Here is a 16,010-nt window from a genome sequence, read left to right on the forward strand (position 1 = left end):
GCCCGGGACGCAAGGTTCTTGCCCGGTACGGGAGTTCGGGCCGGATCCGGTCATGCGAGTGCGGGTGCCTCCAGGGTGAGGGTGCCCCGGTCCGCGTCCAGGACGGCCGTCACCCCGAGCGGCATCGTCAGGGCGTTGTCGCGGTGCCCGAAGCCGACGTTCTCGGCGATGGGCACGCCCAGGCGGCCCAGGCGTTCGCGCAGCACCGGACGGACGCGCTCCTCGTAGGGTCCGCACTCCCGCCAGGAGCCCAGCGCGATGCCGGTGACGCCCTCCAGGCGTCCCGCGCGCAGGAGTTGGGTCAGCGTGCGGTCCAGGCGGTAGTCCTGCTCGCCGATGTCTTCGAGCAGGAGCAGCCCGCCCTCGGCCGGCGGGCGGGCTCCGGGGGTGGCGAGGTCCGCGGCGAGCAGGGACAGACAGCCGCCGAACGTGACGCCGCGGGCCCTGCCCGGCACCAGGGCGCCGGCGCCCGGCAGGCCGAGCGTCAGGGCGGCCTCCGGCTCGAACAAGGTGGTGCGCAGGGACTCCTGGGTGGCCGTGTCGGTGAGGAAGGAGAGCGTGGAGGCCATCGGTCCGTACAGGGTGGACAGGCCGAGCCGGGCGGCGAATGCCTCGTGCAGCACGGTCGCGTCGCTGTAGCCGATGAACACCTTGGGGCCTGCGGCGCGCAGCGCGTCCCAGTCGAGGAGGTCGATCATGCGCTGGGCGCCGTAGCCACCGCGCGCGCACATCACCGCCTCGACGCGGGGGTCGCACCAGGCGTCCTGGAAGTCGCGCGCCCGCTTCTCGTCGTCGCCCGCCAGATATCTGAACTCCGGTTCCCGTTCGGTCACTTGGGAGGTGGCGACGGGATCGAGTCCCCAGCCGCGCAGCACGTCGAGCCCGGCCCACAGCCGCTGTTCGACCACCGGGCCGCTGGGGGCGACCACGGCGATCCTGGCGCCCGGGCGCAGCCGGGGCGGCCGGGTGAGCGCGGTGGCGGCGCTCATATGGTGAGCTCCAGGACCGGGATGTCGTGACGGTCGATCGCGAACACCTGGGTGTACAGGGAGAGTTCGGCTTCGATCGCGCGGATCATGGTCTCGGAGCGGCGGAAGCCGTGGCCCTCGCCCTCGAAGGTGAGATAGGCGTGCCCGATGCCGCGTCCGGCCATTTTCTCCAGGAACTCCTCACACTGCACGGGCGGGCAGATCGCGTCGTCCAGGCCTTGGAGCAGCAGGAACGGCGCGGTGACGCGGTCCGCCTTGCGGCCGGGCGAGCGTTCGAGATAGCGGCCCGGCACGTCGGCATAGGGGCCGATCAAGGTGTCCAGGTAGCGCGATTCGAAGTCGTGGGTGACGCCGAGCCAGCCGGCGAGGTCCAGGACGGGATAGCTGATGGTGGCGCACGCGTACACGTCGGTGGTGGCGAGGGAGGCGGCCGCGGTCCAGCCGCCCGCGCTGCCGCCCCGGATCGCGATGCGGCGGGGATCGGCCGCGCCCTCCTCGGCCAGGGCGCGGGCCACCGCGGCGCAGTCCTCGACGTCGACGACGCCCCACTGCTCGCGCAGCCGGTTGCGGTAGGCGCGTCCGTAGCCGGTGGAGCCGCCGTAGTCGACCTTGACGACGCCGATGCCGCGCGAGGTGAAGTAGGCGGCCTCCAGGTCGAGTACGAGGGAGAAGCTTGAGGTGGGGCCGCCGTGCACCCAGATCACATAGGGCGGCCGTTCGCCTTCGGGGCCCGTGCGGTCGGGGTGGCGCGGCGGGTAGACGTGCGCGTGGACGTCACGGCCGCCGGGGCCGGCGAAGGTGCGGATCACCGGCTCGGGGTAGTAGGCGGGATCCACGGTGTCGGCGTGGCCGCGGCCGATCACGCGGGCGCGGCCGGTGGCGGTGTCCAGCTCGACGAGTTCGGCGCCGGTCCGCGAACTCGCGGCGACCCCGACGACACGGCTGCCGTGTGCGGTGAGCGTCGCGCCCCACTGCTGCCAGGGCCCCACCGCGTCGACGAGGTCGCCGCCGCGTGGATCGAGTATGCCGAGCGCGGTGGCGCCCTTGCCGTGCACGACGGCGATCAGGCCGTTGTCCAGGGGCTGGAACCAGCGCCGCCCGATCTGCCACAGCGGCCCGGCGAACTCCTCCTCGCGCGGGCACAGCGCCGTCGTCGTCCCCTGATCGGGGTCCATGGCGTACAGGTTCCACCAGCCCGAGCGGTCGGAGCTGAACAGGAGCTGCCCCTCGGCGGACCACTCGGCCTGCGCGATGGACTCGTCCGGGCCTCCGGCGACGGCGCGCGCACCGTGCATGAGGCCGTCCTCACCGATGTCGGCGAGGATCAGCTCGGTGCCGTCCCATGGCATCCTCGGGTGGTCCCAGGCGATCCAGACGGCGCGGCCGCCGTCGGGCGAGAGCCGGGGGCCGGTGACAAAGCGGTGGCGTCCGTCACTCAACTCCCTTACAAGCGAGCGCGCTTGGGCCGCCGACCCGTCCAGCGGCACGGCCGCGATCACCCGGCGTACGTCGGTGGGCGCGTCGCCGGTGAACTCCTCCAGGACGCACCACACTTCGCCGCGCTCCACGTCGATCCGGGGATCGGCCCAGCGCAGCCCGGAGCCGACAGGACAGAGCGGGGTCAGCGGGCGCGGCGGGGCGCCGGTGTCGGGCTCGTAGGCGTAGAGCCGCTGGTCGGCGAAGTGCACGAACACGATCAGGGAGCCCTCGCCGGCCCGGGCCGCGCCGTGCCAGGGCGTACCGCCGTACTCCATGAGGCGGCTGCGCACGTTCCACGGCTCGGGCAGCGCCACCTCGCTCTCGCCGTCGGGTCGCCGGCGCACCAGCGCGGACCGGCCGCCCTCGGTGGGGCGCGCCAGCGTCCACCACAGCTCGTCACCGACCATCCCCACGTGGTCGGGGTGCCCGTCGCGGGCGACCGCGGTGGCGGCGTCGATCGGCGAGGGCCAGCTTCCATAAGCCCCGGTGGGCACCATCGTGTGCAACTCCCCTATGCGGACCGCAGGTAGTGGTCGAGAACGCGGACGCCGAAGTGCAGGGCGTCCACGGGCACTCGTTCGTCGACGCCGTGGAACAGCGCCTGGTAGTCGAGGCCGGGCGGCATCCGCAGCGGCGCGAAACCGTAGCCGGTGATGCCCAGGCGCGAGAACTGCTTGGCGTCGGTACCGCCCGACATGCAGTACGGCACGACGTGGCCCTCCGGCGCGAACCGCTCGATGGCGGCCCGCAGTTTGCGGTACGTCGGCGCGTCGACGGGCGCCTCCAGCGGCACACCCCGGTGGTAGAAGTCCCAGTCGACCTCGGGTCCTGTCAGCTCGTCCATGGTGGTCTCGAAGGCGTCCTCACCGCCGGGTACGGTGCGCCCGTCGACGTATCCGGTGGCGATCCCCGGGATGACGTTGACCTTGTAACCGGCGTCCAGCATCGTCGGGTTGGCGCTGTTGCGCAGGACCGGTGCGACCAGGGCGGCGGCGGGGCCGAGCTTGCCGAGCAGTTCGTCGGCGTCGAAGTCGTCGGCGGCCGGGTCGGCGTCGATGCCGTGCAGGGCGGCGAGCGCGACCAGGCTCGCGCGGACGGTCGGCGTGAGGCGGACCGGCCACTCGTGGGCGTCGATGCGGGCAATGGCGGCGGCGAGCCTGCTGACGGCATTGGCGCGGTTCACCTTCGAGCCGTGGCCCGTGCGGCCGCGCGCGGTGAGCCGCAGCCAGGCGGTGCCCCGCTCCCCCGCGCCGATCGGATAGATCTCCATGCCTGGTCCGGCGTGGAAGGTGACGCCGCCCGATTCGCTGATGCCCTCGGTGCAGCCCTCGAACAGCTCCGGGTGGTGGTCGGTGAGGAAGGACGCGCCGTCGATGGCGCTGTCCTCCTCGTCGGCGGTGAAGGCGAGGACGATGTCGCGCCGCGGCCGCACCCCGTGCCGGGCCCAGGACCGTACGACGGCGAGGACCATCGCGTCCATGTTCTTCATGTCGACCGCGCCCCGGCCCCACACCATCCCGTCGCGGACCTCGCCGGAGAAGGGGTGCACCTGCCAGTCGGCGGGCTCGGCGGGCACCACGTCGAGGTGGCCGTGGACGAGCAGGGCGTCGGCGCAGGGGTCGCTGCCCTCGATCCGGGCGACCACGTTCGTACGCCCCTCGGTGCGCTCCAGCACGCGGGGCGCGAGGCCGGCGTCGGCCAGCCGTTCGGCCACGTACTCGGCGGCGGGGCGCTCTCGGCAGTCGCCGCCGCCCCGGTTGCTGGTGTCGATCCGGATCAGCCCGGAGGTGAAGGCCACCACCTCGTCGAGCGCCACCTGATCGGCCGTCTCCACCTCAGCCATACTGCTCCTCCACCGCGGACGAGACGATCGTGGTGACCGCCTTGAACGTGCGGATTCCCTCATACATCGTCGAACTGGTGTAAGAAACGCGCCGTTCACCCGTACGCGCCACACCGGGTACCACGGTGGCCGCGTCGGACAAGTGCTCGGCGTCGAACTCGATGTCCACGGTGAACGGGCCGCCGTCCACCGGGGCCGCTCTGCCGGCGAGCCGCGTCGCCTCCTCGGCGGCGGCCCGGATGTCACGGGCGGTGCGGGCGGGGGTGCGGCACACCGCCGCGTACCGCGAGACGTGGTCCTTGACGGCGACCTTGCGGGCGTCGGGCGCGTACGCCTCGGCGTCGGCGCAGGTGAGGTCGTCGCCCGTCACCAGGACCACGGGCACGCCGTACTCCGCGGCGACATGGGCGTTGAGCAGCCCCTCGCTTGCGCGGGCACCATTGAGCCACACCCCGGTGATGGAGTTCGCGAGGTAGGTGTGGGCGAGGACGCCTGCCGTGCCGGCGCCCGTGTGGTAGCCCACGAAGGCGATCGCGTCCACGTCGCCGTGCTGGATTCCCTCCACCATGGACAGCGACTTGTGCTTGCCGGTGAGCATCTGGGCGCGCTCGTCGAGGCGTTCGAGCAGCAGGTTGCGCATGGACCAGTGCGCTTCGTTGATGAGTACGTCGTCGGCGCCGCCGTCGAAGAATCCGAGCACAGCCGCGTTCACGTCGGAGGTGAACATCGGCCGGCAGCGCTCCCACTGGGGCGTACCCGGCAGCACATCGGCCGGCCAGGTGACTCCGGTGGCGCCTTCCATGTCGGCGCTGATCAGGATCTTCATGCGCACGACGCTACCGGCCGCCGAATGTGCTGGCCAGGGGTGGCGGGATGTGGGGATGTACGGAATCCTGCGGGGTCCCGGACGCCGCAGGAAAGGGATGGCATCCGGACCGCGCGCCTTGGGAATCCGGATCGCCGGGCTGCGCTTCGTGCGCCGGCCCCCGATTATGGGGAATGCGTTGCGGGATCAGCCGTTGATCGGCGTTGCCCACAGTGCGACGGCTTGCGTCCAATTGGCCGCCCTCTGGGTGGGCGCACGAAGTGGCTCGTCAACACCGGGTTCTTTCGCCACCACACCGGGGCTCCGACACCGGGGTTCAAACCGTGGTGACGTTTTGCGACTTGTGGTTGCATCTGTCGCGTTGGGGGCGCGGCAACCACGCCGTGAAAGATCCGCCGAGCCGGAGGTGTTCAGGCCGTGGGCACACGTGGATGGGTCCGTGCTTTTCGTCACCTCGCGGCCAGAAGGCATGCGCGTGCTTATCCCTATGGACTGCTCGCGCCCGTGGCACGGGTCGCTACTACTGAAACCGCGGAAAAGGTCCGTGCGTTCCTGGCAGGCCACGGAATCCGGTCCACTGTCGCCCCCAGCCCGCCGCATTGGCGCAGGAGAGGCGTGCGAGCGCAGTTGCACGTGCAGGTGTTGGTCTTCATCGAGGATGTTTCACTTGCGAGGCATCTGGTGAACCTCTGGGCCGTCCCCGTCCAGCCGGCCTGACGGCGTCGCCGGTGATCCAGCGCCGAATCACTCACCCTGACCAGCATGGGCCAACGGCAACCCCCTCCAGGGCCCGACCGGCAAGACATTCATATCGCCACTCTTCCGCCTCATCCGGGTGAAAAAATCCGCCCACGCGTCCCACTCTCGTGCGAACGGGTGGAATATGGGGCTACGTTGGCGGAACGGGCAATTTATTGCTGTGGCTCAGCGCGGTCAGGATGAGCACACATACCCACCGCACCGCATGAGGAGATCGGTTCCGCGACCAGTCATACGTTGCCATAAACCACACCGGCGGGGTCGCCCCGTCTCGGAGTGGCGTTGCCTTCAGCGCGACCAGCACACAGCAGCAACCTTGTAGAAGCGATGGAACACAGCCCCAGCCCGCAGGGCAGAAGTGGGGCGTGGTCGCCTGAGCAGGCGGCCCCAACCTTCGGGAGCACGACGTATGACCTCTGCGCACCGCACCCCTTCCTCCGGTCATCGTGCAGGGCCGGAATCCAAGGGTGAAAAGCTCGCGACGTGGGCGGATGGCCGCGTCGGCCTGTTCGCGATGGCCAAGCCGAACCTCAGGAAGATCTTTCCTGATCATTGGTCTTATATGCTCGGAGAGGTCGCTCTCTACTCCTTCGTCATCATCATTCTGACTGGTGTCTATCTGACCTTGTGGTTCAAGCCCAGCATGGCTGAAGTCATTTACGACGGATCATACGTACCGTTGAGCGGCATCCGTATGAGTGAAGCCTTCAAGTCGACCATGGACATCAGCTTCGAGCAGCGTGGCGGCCTGCTGCTCCGTCAAATCCATCACTGGGCCGCTGTCATCTTCATCGCATCCATGCTCGTACATATGATGCGCGTCTTCTTCACCGGCGCGTTCCGTAGGCCCCGAGAGGTGAACTGGCTCTTCGGTGCCGGGCTTTTGATCCTCGGAATGTTCGACGGCTTCATGGGCTACTCACTCCCGGACGACCTGCTCTCCGGCACCGGAGTGCGTTTCATGGAGGGCGCGATTCTCTCCGTGCCGATCGTCGGCACGTATCTTTCCTTCTTCTTCTTCGGCGGGGAGTTCCCCGGCGTGGAATTGATCGCGCGGTTGTACACGATCCACGTGCTGCTGATCCCGGGCATCATGCTGGGTCTGCTCGTGGCCCACCTGGCGCTGGTCTTCTACCACAAGCACACCCACAGCTGGGGCCCCGGCAGGAACAACAACAATGTCGTCGGAATGCCCCTGATGCCGGTCTACATGGCCAAAGCCGGCGGATTCTTCTTCCTCGTCTTCGGTGTCATCTCCGCCATGGCCGCCATTGCCCAGATCAACCCGATCTGGGCGTACGGGCCCTATCGGCCCGATCAGGTGACCACCGACGCCCAGCCGGACTGGTACATGGGTTATTCCGAGGGTTTGATCCGCATCATGCCCGGCTGGGAAATCAATCTCTGGGGGCACACCCTTCAGCTCGGTGTCTTCATCCCGTTGATCATCTTCCCGTGCGTCCTTCTGGTGCTGTGGCTGTATCCGTTTTTCGAGGCCTGGGTCACCGGCGACCATCGCGAACACCACATCACGGAGCGACCCCGGAACAACCCGACGCGGACGGCGTTCGGGGCCGCCTGGACCGCCGAGTACATGCTCCTGCTGCTTGGCGGCGGCAACGACTTGCTGGCCACGCACTTCCACCTTTCGATCAACGTGATCACCTGGTTCGCCCGGATCGGCTTCTTCGTGGTGCCGGTGCTGGCGTTCGTCGTCACCAAGAGGATCTGCCTCGGGCTTCAGCGCCGCGACAAGGAAAAAGTGGAACACGGCCGGGAGACCGGCCTCATCAAGCGTCTGACGCACGGCGAGTTCGTCGAGCTCCATGAGCCCCTTTCGCGGGAACAGTTGTTCACGCTGACCGCGCACGACCAATACGCTCCCCGTGACATGCCGTCGTCCACGGACGAAAACGGCGTCGAGCGCAAGATCAAGTGGAGCGAGAAGCTGCGTATCAGGCTCTCGAGGTCCTACTTCGGCGACGATGGGCAGATCACCAAGGCGACCGCCGCCCATCACAGAGAGCACGCCACCAGCGACCATCACTGATCGAACGCCACCGTGAGCTGTGCTCAGGCTTTGGGAACGGGATGCGGCGCCGGTGGCGACAAGGGGCCGGGTGGCTTCGCTTCGAGACGGCCGGCCGGTGCTTGCGTGGACCGACTGTTCCGTAGGTTCTGGTGGCCCAACGCCCTTGCATGAAGGGGGCGTTGGTAGCGTCGCACGCCGATTCACCGGGGCCGTCCGGGGTCGCCCGGGGCCGCCCGGGTCCGTGGATACTTGCGGTCTGCGTATCGACTTCGATCCCGGCGCCATGTCCTCGACCGAGTTCTACCGGCTGCTCACGGCGACCGTGGTGCCCCGCCCCATCGCGTGGGTGTCGACGGTGTCGTCCGACGGGATCCCCAATCTCGCACCACGTGGTGTTGACCTGGGTTATGAGCGGTTCGGACGCCAGATTGACGACGAACTGGCCCGTCGCCTCGACATTGCGCGGCGAGCCTGCTGACGGCGTTGGCGCGGTTCACCTTCGAGCCGTGGCCCGTGCGGCCGCGCGCGGTGAGCCGCGGCCAAGCGGTGTCGCGCTCCCCCGCGCCAACCGGGTAGACCGGCGAACGGCCTTTCAGGAGGCGGCGCCCTTCGCGAGCCCTCCGGCGGTGCCTTCCGTGTGGCACATTACAAAGGCAGATTCCGCTTCAGCCGCTCAGCGACACGACGGCACGGCGACCGGTCGACGGGACGTGCCACATGGCAGTCTGCGGGCGAGCCCGAAGACTTGGAGCCGGAGGTACACCGCTCGTGGCGGCGAACACCAACCCCACCGTCAGGAGACGCCGCCTGGGAGCCGAACTCCGCCGGCTCCGTCAGGCACGGGGGCTGACGAGCACTGAAGTGGCGAAGCTCCTGATGGTCTCCCAGCCGAAGATCAGCCATCTCGAGAACGGCAACCGCACCATCAGCCCCCGCGACGTCCGCGACCTGTGCGCGCTCTACCGAGTGACCGACCAGCAGGCCGTCGACGCTCTCATGCAGATGGCCAGGGAATCGGGAGCGCACGGCTGGTGGCACGCCTACGGCGACATCCCCCAGAGTGTCTACATCGCCCTGGAGACGGACGCGGTCTGCCTCCAGACCTTCGAGCCCATGGCCATTCCAGGGCTGCTCCAGACACCTGCCTACGCCCACGCGGTCATCGAGGAAACGATCCCCCCGATCCCGCCCGACCAGGCCGCCGCGCGCCTCAAGGTGCGATTGCGCCGCCAGCACCGGATCTACGACCCGGCCCGCCCGCTGCGTGTGTGGATCGTCCTTGACGAATCGGTCCTGCGCCGCGTCGTCGGCGGTCCCGACATCATGCGCGAACAACTGGAGCACGTGAACGCGCTCGGCACCGAGCCGCACATCACCGTGCAGGTCCTTCCCTACGCCCAGGGCGCCCATCCGGGTCTGTCCGGACAGTTCTCCATCCTTCAGTTCGCCGACAGCCAGGAGGCGGGGCTGGTGTACCTGGAGCGGTTCACCAGCGATCTCTACCTGGAGAAGCAGTCCGACGTGCGGCACTTCGGCATGGTGTACGACCACCTCCGGGCCCGGGCCCTCGATCCGGGGAGCACCCGCGAGTTCATCACCGACGTCGCCAAGACCTACATCGACGTGGTGAGCCATCACTGAGCGGCGGCGTCACCCGGTTTTTCGGTCTGCTCAGCGATCCCGACGGGCTCGTACGCGCACCGTCGGGGCGCGGCACGGGCTTCACCCGGAAGGCTCGCTCTGCGTGGGCACCAGGGCACGCGGCGCCCGGGGCGCCTCAGACGTTGTTCCGGAAGCCGCGCCCCGGGCAGCGCGTCGCCGTGGCCTTCCCAGAGCGCGGTAGAAACGGTCCGGCAGGAACACGGCGTCGGCGATGATCATCGCGCCGGAGAAAAGGGGCAGCCCCATCAGTACCGCGATGCCGACGTGCATACCCAACAGCGCGGTCAGGACCGGGTACTTGAGCCGGCCGAACAGGACGAACGGGAAGGCAACCTGCAACAGCACCGTCAGGTAGCAGGCGATGGCGATGAGTACGTCGTGCTCGTCCGCCATGCCCGAAAGCCCGGGCCAGGGCCGGAACAGGTCGAGGTGCAGCACGTAGTGGAGGGCGGTCCCACTGCCCCAGGATCCGCCCTGCACCTTGTACAGGCCCGCGGAACCGTAGAGGAAGCAGACCTGGGCCGCGATGACGAACATCCCGCAGTTGTGCAGCACGGCGGTCAGGGTCCGCCGGGAAGCGCGGAGGTGGCTTCGCAGCTCGCCCTGTGCCCCGCCCGGCGCGCGCACCGCGATGCCCGCGCCTGCCCGGCGCCGGACTCTGCGTGCGTCAAGGGACCAACGACGTCCGCATGCGGTCAGGGCGAGGTAAAGGGACATGAGGAGGATGAGATTGTCCCCTCCGTCGCTCATGAGGATCGCCCTGCTGTGGAACGAGGCGACAACGACCGCGAACGCCACGGAGACCGCTCTGGTCCGCCAGCCGAGGGCGAACAGTGCCGATGTGACGACGGCCAGTGCGTAACAGGCTTCGAAGTAGGCGCGGTTGTCCGACAGGGTGAGGATGCTGTCCCACCCGGTCTGGTCGAACAGCTGCCTCGCCAGGTCCGGGGTCCACGGTGATCCCGGACCCCAGATCTCGTCGCGGTGCGGGAATTCGCGCAGCAGGAAGACCAGGTGGACAAGGCCGTATCCGATGCGCAGGACCGCCGCGGCGTACAAGGACACCGGCCGCTCGGTCAGGCCGTCAAGCACCGCGCGGAGACGGCCGGCTGCCCGGCCCGGTACGCCCGCTCCCGTCCGCTCGTCGGTATGGGGGCGCGATGCGCACAGTCGTTCAGTCGCCACGGGAATCCTCCTCCGTTCGCCACCAGGGCAGGTACCGCGTACGAGCAGGCATCTTCGTCGCGTCCGCCTCGGTGACCCCGCTGCCCGTCGGGACGGGCGCGGCGATCGGCACGGTGACCACCCGCAGCTGGACGGCCTTGAAGCTCCCGCCACGCGCGGCCTTGACGCGGTCCGTCGCGATGTTGGCCAGATACCGCTGAGTCATCACTGCGCGCGGCGAGCGCGGCTGGTCGTCGACGACGTGGTTTTCGAGGTAGGAACTCCAGGCTCGGCGCAGCATGTTCTGCGCGATGTGACTCGGGAAGGGGTTGTGCCTCACGGCGGCGTTGTCCACGGCGGTCAGATCGAACCAGCCGCTCACCCGCGCGGTTCCGTCCGGATCAGTGTGCAGGGTTCTCGCCGAAATCCGCTGGTTGACGGACTCCGGATCGGGGGCGAATAGCCGCCAGTTCTGCTCGAAGAGCGGGAAGATCCATGCGTTGACTTGCCGGCTGTACCGCCGGGAGAGCGGGTTCGAGGGCGCCACATGCAAAAAGACGAGGAGCACATGGGTCAGCGCGGTCGCCAGACAGAGGACCACGGCGGCATTGGTTGCCGCTTTCATCAATATCGGCGCATACCTCCGTCGTTTCGCGGCTCTTTCCGCGGATTTCAGCGGCGCGGGCCGTTCGGCGGATCGGACCGCGCATTGATACGGAAGTCCTTCCGCGGATTCGCCCGCGAGGGCTGACGCGGTGTCATCCATCATGGCCCCTCCTGGCTTTCGGCCCCGGCTCCACTCACTGCTTCTCCTGAGCTCGCGCGGGCGGCGCGCGATGGAAGCGACACCGCTCCATCGCGCGCCGCCCGCCCCTCAAGGACACGTGCACGGCTCAGTGGCCGGCGTTGCCGTAACCGCTGCCGTAACCGTTGCCGTAGCCGCTGCTGTTCGTGCCGGACTCGTCGCCGTAACCGCCATAGCCGTGGTCTTCGGGCTTTCCGCCGTGGTCGTGTCCGGTCCCGCCGGTCGTGGGGCCCGTCGTCCCGCCGGTCGTGGCGCCCGTGGTGGCGCCGGTGGTCCCGCCCGTGGTGGCGCCCGCGACGAGGCCGCCGAGGGCTCCGCCCGTGGTGCCGCCCGTCGTCAGGACGCCGCCGATGAGGCCGCCGAGCACGCCACCGGTTCCGCCGCCTGTCGGCACGCCGCCGATGACTCCGACCGTGGTGGCGCCAGTAGTGCCGGCCGTGGTGCCGCCCGACGTGGCGCCCGCGATCACCCCGCCCGTGATCAGACCGCCCGTGGTTCCACCCGTCGTTCCACCCGTCGTTCCGCCCGTGGACGCGGTGCCGCACGGCCCCTGGAAGATCCTGTTGCTGTCCAGCGTCACGGCGCCGTCGCCGCGCAGGCCCGCGTCGGCCAGCAGCCGGCCGTTGACAGTCGCGCCCGTGGTCGCGGTGATCGAGGTGTCGGCCAGGATGGTGCCCACGAATGTGGAGTCGGTACCGAGGGTGGCCGAGCTGCCGACCTGCCAGTACACATTGCACGGGGAGGCACCATTGATGAAGCTCACCGAGCTGGCGGACGCCGTGGTCAGCGTCGAACCGATCTGGAACACCCAGACGGCACTGGAGTCGCCCTGCGCGTCAAGGGTGAGCGTGCCGGTGATCGCGGCGGAGCTGTTCGCCCGGTAGAGGCCGGGCGTCAGGGTCTGGCCACCGAACTCATGGGGAGCGTCGTTGTAGACCGCGTCGGTGAGGCTCTGCCCTGCGGCCTCGTTGTACGCCGTGTTCAGGTCGGTCTTGGCCTGGCCCGCGACGGCGTCGGCGGCGTGCAGAACGCCGGGAGGGGTCACCTTGCCGGGTCCTCCGTCCGACGTCTGGAACCCGGTGATGGCCGTCCCGGGGCTTACGCCGACGATGAGGCCGTCGACCTCCGTGGGGCCGGTATTGGTGACCGTGGCTCCGGCCAGGACTCCGAAACTGGCCGCCGTGCCCAGGGGCACGGGGCTGGCGACGGCGTTTGCGCGTGTCGGCGTCACCGCGAGAACGGCGGCGGCGAGCACCACGGCCGTGAGCGCCGCGATCCACACCGACAATGTGCGGCGCTCAGGCGCGTCAGGAATGTTCAGCGTCATCGAGGGGCCAACTCCTTGAAGAGGATGGTCTTGGCAGTTCCCGGCCGTACAGAATTCGATTCTGCGTCTGGAATATTACGCAGGAAACTGCCCTGATTTAGGGCTCCTCCGCAGCCGTTTAGCTGAGATGGAAGAATTCTGTGCTTGATCTGCACAAATGATTAATTACCTGAATGGCGCCGGGCTGTCTCCGGATCTCCGGCCTCTCCGGCGCGGGCGCCGCCCGCGCCCCTCCCTTCCAGGGGACGGTCCGGCAGGGTTCCGCGCACTGCGCGGCCGCGGCATCCACCACGGTCAATCACCTTGCGCAAACGGCCTGTTGAGGATGCGCGCTCCGGGTGCGGTGGGGCGGCGGCGAGGCATGGATACTGACCCGCATGCGTATCGACTTCGATCCCGGCGCCATGTCCTCGACCGAGTTCTACCGGCTGCTCACGGCGACCGTGGTGCCCCGCCCCATCGCGTGGGTGTCGACGGTGTCGTCCGACGGGATCCCCAATCTCGCACCACACTCCTTCTTCAGCATCGCCGCCATCGCGCCGCCCGTCGTGCAGTTCACCTCGGTCGGGCGCAAGGACTCGCTGCGCAATGTCGAGGCGACGGGACAGTTCGTGGTCAATCTGGCGTCCGAACCGCTCATGAATCAGGTGAACGCCACCGCGACCTCCTTCCCGCACGGGGTGAGCGAGTTCGAGCAGGCGGGCCTGGCAGCCGAGCCGAGCCTGCGGGTGAAGCCGCCCCGGGTGGGCGAGTCGCCGGTGGCCCTGGAGTGCGAGCTGCACAGCACGCTCGGCATCGGCGACTCGACCGTCGTGTTCGGCCGGGTCGTGCACGCGGTGGTGGCGGACGAGGTCATGGTCGACGGACACCCCGAGATCGGCCGCCTGCTGCCGCTGGCCCGGCTCGGCCGGGACGAGTGGGGCACGGTCGGTTCCGTGCACGAACTCAGCCGGGTGCCTTACGCGGGACCCGAGGGCGCCTGAGCGGTCCGGCCGCGCCGGGGAGCCCGACAGCGGGTCGGTTGCCCCGGGGGCGGCGAGCTCGACGGTGGGTCGGTTGCCCCGGGTGCGTGGGGCGCGGCCGGGGCGTGCGGGGCCGGGGTATGCGGACCACCCTGGGGGCATGGGGAAATCAGAAACACGCCGACGCCGGTCCTCGCTCGGACTCGTACGGACACGCAGGGCGGCGCGCCTCGCGAGGCGGGTCTGGGTCGCTGGGCGCCTGGCGGGCCGCTGGGAGGAACGGCTTCGCCGCCTGTCGGGCCGCCGCACACGGTGGTGACGGCGCCCCGCGCGCCGGTTCTAGCGTCCGGCGGCGGCCACCGTGCCCAGCTGCTCCACGCGTCGGCGTACCGCCTCGACGGCGCCCTGTTGACGGCCCGGCACCTGCTCACGCAGCGCGATCAGGGCCGGCGTGAGCGCCCGCGCGCGCTCGGGATCGGCCAGCTGCTCCCACTGGTGATGGGCACGGTCCACGGCGGCCTGCACATCGCTGTCGTCCGCGTCCTGGCCCCGGGTGAGTCTGCCCTGCGCGCACGACATCCACAGCTCGCACGAGCGCGCCGGATCCTGGGCCAGCCTGGCGAGGTCGGCGCGCACCTCCAGCCAGTGCAAGGCTTCCTGCGACGAGGGGCCGTGGGCCCGCCACGCCTCGCTCTCCCACATCGCCGCCATCGACGCCGCCTCGCCGTGGCGTCCCGCACGGGCGGCGGCCAGGATCGCCGGGTGCGGGTCGGCCGACGCGCGCGGGGTGACGGGTGGTTCGGAGGGCAGGGGTGGCAGGGGCGGCAGGGTCCTGGCGACGTCGGCCCGCGTCGCGGCCGGGATCTCCCGCGGTACGGGCGGGGTCGCCTGCGGTACTGGCAGCGTCGCTCGCGTTCCGGCCGGCGGCACGGTGGCGTCGCTGCTCGGGGGTGCGGGATTCTGGGCGGATGGCGCGTCCGCGCTCAGGAGCAGCGCGTTCTCAGGGCCGCTGTGATCGACGGCGTACGCGTGGAGCTCGGCGAGCGGCGGCCGGGCCCCACCGCGCCAGACCCGCGCGTACGTTTTGAGGTAGTCCGGCGAGGCCACAGCGCGGCGTGGCGCGGGCGGGACGATTCTGCCGTGGAGCCGGACACCGGGGCAAAGGGCGAGGCCTTCCTGACGCAGTCGCTCCCACGCCTCCGGGTCGGCGACCAGGTCGACGATCACGGTGGTCGTGCCGGGCTCGCGCGCCTGGAACGCGTGCGCCAGCCACTGCCAGGGCAAGGCGGTGTAGCGCACGCTCGTCCGCGTGGTCCGGGCCAGCGCCAGATGCGTCTGGTGCGCGCGGGAGTCGAGGTGCAGTTGGCCCGCGAGATACACCGACACCGGGCCGGGCGACGCGGCCACGGCGCGGATCCTGGTCAGCACGGTCTGCGGGTCGACCGGATCGGCGAGCTCCACGACGCTGGCGGTGTCCGTACCGGTCAGCACACCCGGAGGCACGGCGGCCAGCCCGGGAAGCACCGACGCCGCGTCGATGAGACGCCCCTTGTTCGCCGGGGCGGCTGCCAGCAGCAGCGCCGTACCCGGTTCCTGCCCCTTGATCAGCACACGAGCACCGTATCGGGTCCGCCCCGTCCGTGGCTGCGCCGCGGGCTCAACTCCCGCACGGGGAACGGCAATCGGGAACGCTTCGGGATGTAGGGGAGCAAATCGTCTCCGTCCCGGCAATCCGGTGGGCCGACGCGGGGCCTGGTCGGCTCGGGCCTTGGCTGACCCGGCTCCTGGTTGGCCCGGCTCCTCGCTGGCCCGGCTCCTCACCGGCTGGGGTCCGGGGCCGGCCCAGGGCCTGGGCGGCTCCGGTTCGAGGCCCGGCCCGGGTTCGAGGCGGCCCGGGGCCTCTTCAGTCCGGGGCCTGGCCAGCCCTGCGCCTCGCGGGCGTGGGCCCTCACCGACTCGGGTCCGGGTCCGGCCCGGGTCCTGACCAGCCCGGGTCCTGGCTGGCCCGTCTCCTCTCGGGCTCGGGCCCTCACCAACTCGGGTCCGGGTCCGGCCCTCACCGGCTGGGGTCCTCGGCAGTCCAGGTCCTGACCAGCTCGGGTCCCGGCGCGTGGGTACGCATCCATGCGGGTCCCCATCGACCCCGCTCCTCTTGAGCGTGG

11 protein-coding genes and 1 pseudogene are annotated in these 16,010 nt (G+C 69.9%); 4 read left to right on the forward strand and 8 right to left on the reverse strand.

Annotated elements, in window-relative coordinates; all coding sequences use genetic code 11:
* Positions 1 to 50 precede the first annotated feature (50 nt).
* From ACFYM2_RS06560 to ACFYM2_RS06575, 4 genes are read right to left on the reverse strand one after another with little or no spacing between them, the layout of a single operon-like run.
* A complete protein-coding gene (locus ACFYM2_RS06560; RefSeq protein ID WP_388833906.1) occupies positions 51 to 989 on the reverse strand; it encodes an LD-carboxypeptidase in 939 nt (312 codons plus the stop codon).
* A complete protein-coding gene (locus ACFYM2_RS06565; protein ID WP_388833909.1) occupies positions 986 to 2,965 on the reverse strand; it encodes a prolyl oligopeptidase family serine peptidase in 1,980 nt (659 codons plus the stop codon). The genes ACFYM2_RS06560 and ACFYM2_RS06565 overlap by 4 nt, the downstream gene beginning before the upstream one ends.
* Before the next feature lie 14 nt (positions 2,966 to 2,979).
* Positions 2,980 to 4,311, reverse strand: a complete 1,332-nt coding sequence (locus ACFYM2_RS06570) for a M20/M25/M40 family metallo-hydrolase (RefSeq protein ID WP_388833912.1) — start codon at positions 4,309 to 4,311, stop codon at positions 2,980 to 2,982.
* The gene (locus ACFYM2_RS06575; RefSeq protein WP_358993789.1) at positions 4,304 to 5,137 is read right to left on the reverse strand and encodes a M55 family metallopeptidase; all 834 of its coding nucleotides are present in this window, start codon (positions 5,135 to 5,137) and stop codon (positions 4,304 to 4,306) included. Before ACFYM2_RS06575 ends, ACFYM2_RS06570 begins: the two co-directional genes overlap by 8 nt.
* Positions 5,138 to 6,305: 1,168 nt before the next feature.
* On the opposite strand from ACFYM2_RS06575, the gene ACFYM2_RS06580 reads away from it, so the two are divergent.
* The 3 genes and pseudogenes from ACFYM2_RS06580 to ACFYM2_RS06590 all read left to right on the forward strand — a co-directional run bounded on the left by ACFYM2_RS06580 (position 6,306) and on the right by ACFYM2_RS06590 (position 9,569).
* The gene (locus tag ACFYM2_RS06580; protein WP_388833915.1) at positions 6,306 to 7,946 is read left to right on the forward strand and encodes a cytochrome bc complex cytochrome b subunit; all 1,641 of its coding nucleotides are present in this window, start codon (positions 6,306 to 6,308) and stop codon (positions 7,944 to 7,946) included.
* 238 nt (positions 7,947 to 8,184) lie between these two features.
* A pseudogene (locus tag ACFYM2_RS06585) lies at positions 8,185 to 8,316 on the forward strand (flavin reductase family protein); the annotation flags it as partial.
* Positions 8,317 to 8,696: 380 nt separating this feature from the next.
* Complete coding sequence (locus ACFYM2_RS06590) at positions 8,697 to 9,569, forward strand: helix-turn-helix domain-containing protein (RefSeq protein WP_388833918.1); 873 nt, start codon at positions 8,697 to 8,699, stop codon at positions 9,567 to 9,569.
* Positions 9,570 to 9,650: 81 nt separating this feature from the next.
* Here the strand turns inward: ACFYM2_RS06590 and ACFYM2_RS06595 are convergent, their stop codons facing one another.
* The 3 genes from ACFYM2_RS06595 to ACFYM2_RS06605 form a co-directional block, all read right to left on the reverse strand.
* Complete coding sequence (locus tag ACFYM2_RS06595; RefSeq protein ID WP_388833921.1) at positions 9,651 to 10,775, reverse strand: HTTM domain-containing protein; 1,125 nt, start codon at positions 10,773 to 10,775, stop codon at positions 9,651 to 9,653.
* Positions 10,765 to 11,523, reverse strand: coding sequence for a DUF5819 family protein (locus tag ACFYM2_RS06600; protein ID WP_388833924.1), 759 nt, complete (start codon positions 11,521 to 11,523; stop codon positions 10,765 to 10,767). The genes ACFYM2_RS06595 and ACFYM2_RS06600 overlap by 11 nt, the downstream gene beginning before the upstream one ends.
* A 124-nt stretch (positions 11,524 to 11,647) precedes the next feature.
* Entirely contained in the window at positions 11,648 to 12,886 is a 1,239-nt protein-coding gene (locus tag ACFYM2_RS06605) for an ice-binding family protein (RefSeq protein WP_358993797.1), read from the reverse strand.
* A 377-nt stretch (positions 12,887 to 13,263) separates the two neighbouring features.
* Between ACFYM2_RS06605 and ACFYM2_RS06610 the strand changes: the two genes are divergently transcribed.
* Positions 13,264 to 13,869, forward strand: coding sequence for a flavin reductase family protein (locus ACFYM2_RS06610; RefSeq protein WP_388455754.1), 606 nt, complete (start codon positions 13,264 to 13,266; stop codon positions 13,867 to 13,869).
* Positions 13,870 to 14,187: 318 nt separating this feature from the next.
* Here ACFYM2_RS06610 and ACFYM2_RS06615 read toward each other — a convergent pair whose 3' ends face one another.
* Positions 14,188 to 15,459 carry a hypothetical protein gene (locus ACFYM2_RS06615; protein ID WP_388833927.1) on the reverse strand — a complete coding sequence of 424 codons (1,272 nt, stop codon included), beginning with the start codon at positions 15,457 to 15,459 and terminating at the stop codon, positions 14,188 to 14,190.
* Between the last annotated feature and the right edge of the window lie 551 nt (positions 15,460 to 16,010).

It is taken from the genome of Streptomyces sp. NPDC006711, assembly GCF_042869775.1.
GTDB lineage: Bacteria > Actinomycetota > Actinomycetes > Streptomycetales > Streptomycetaceae > Streptomyces.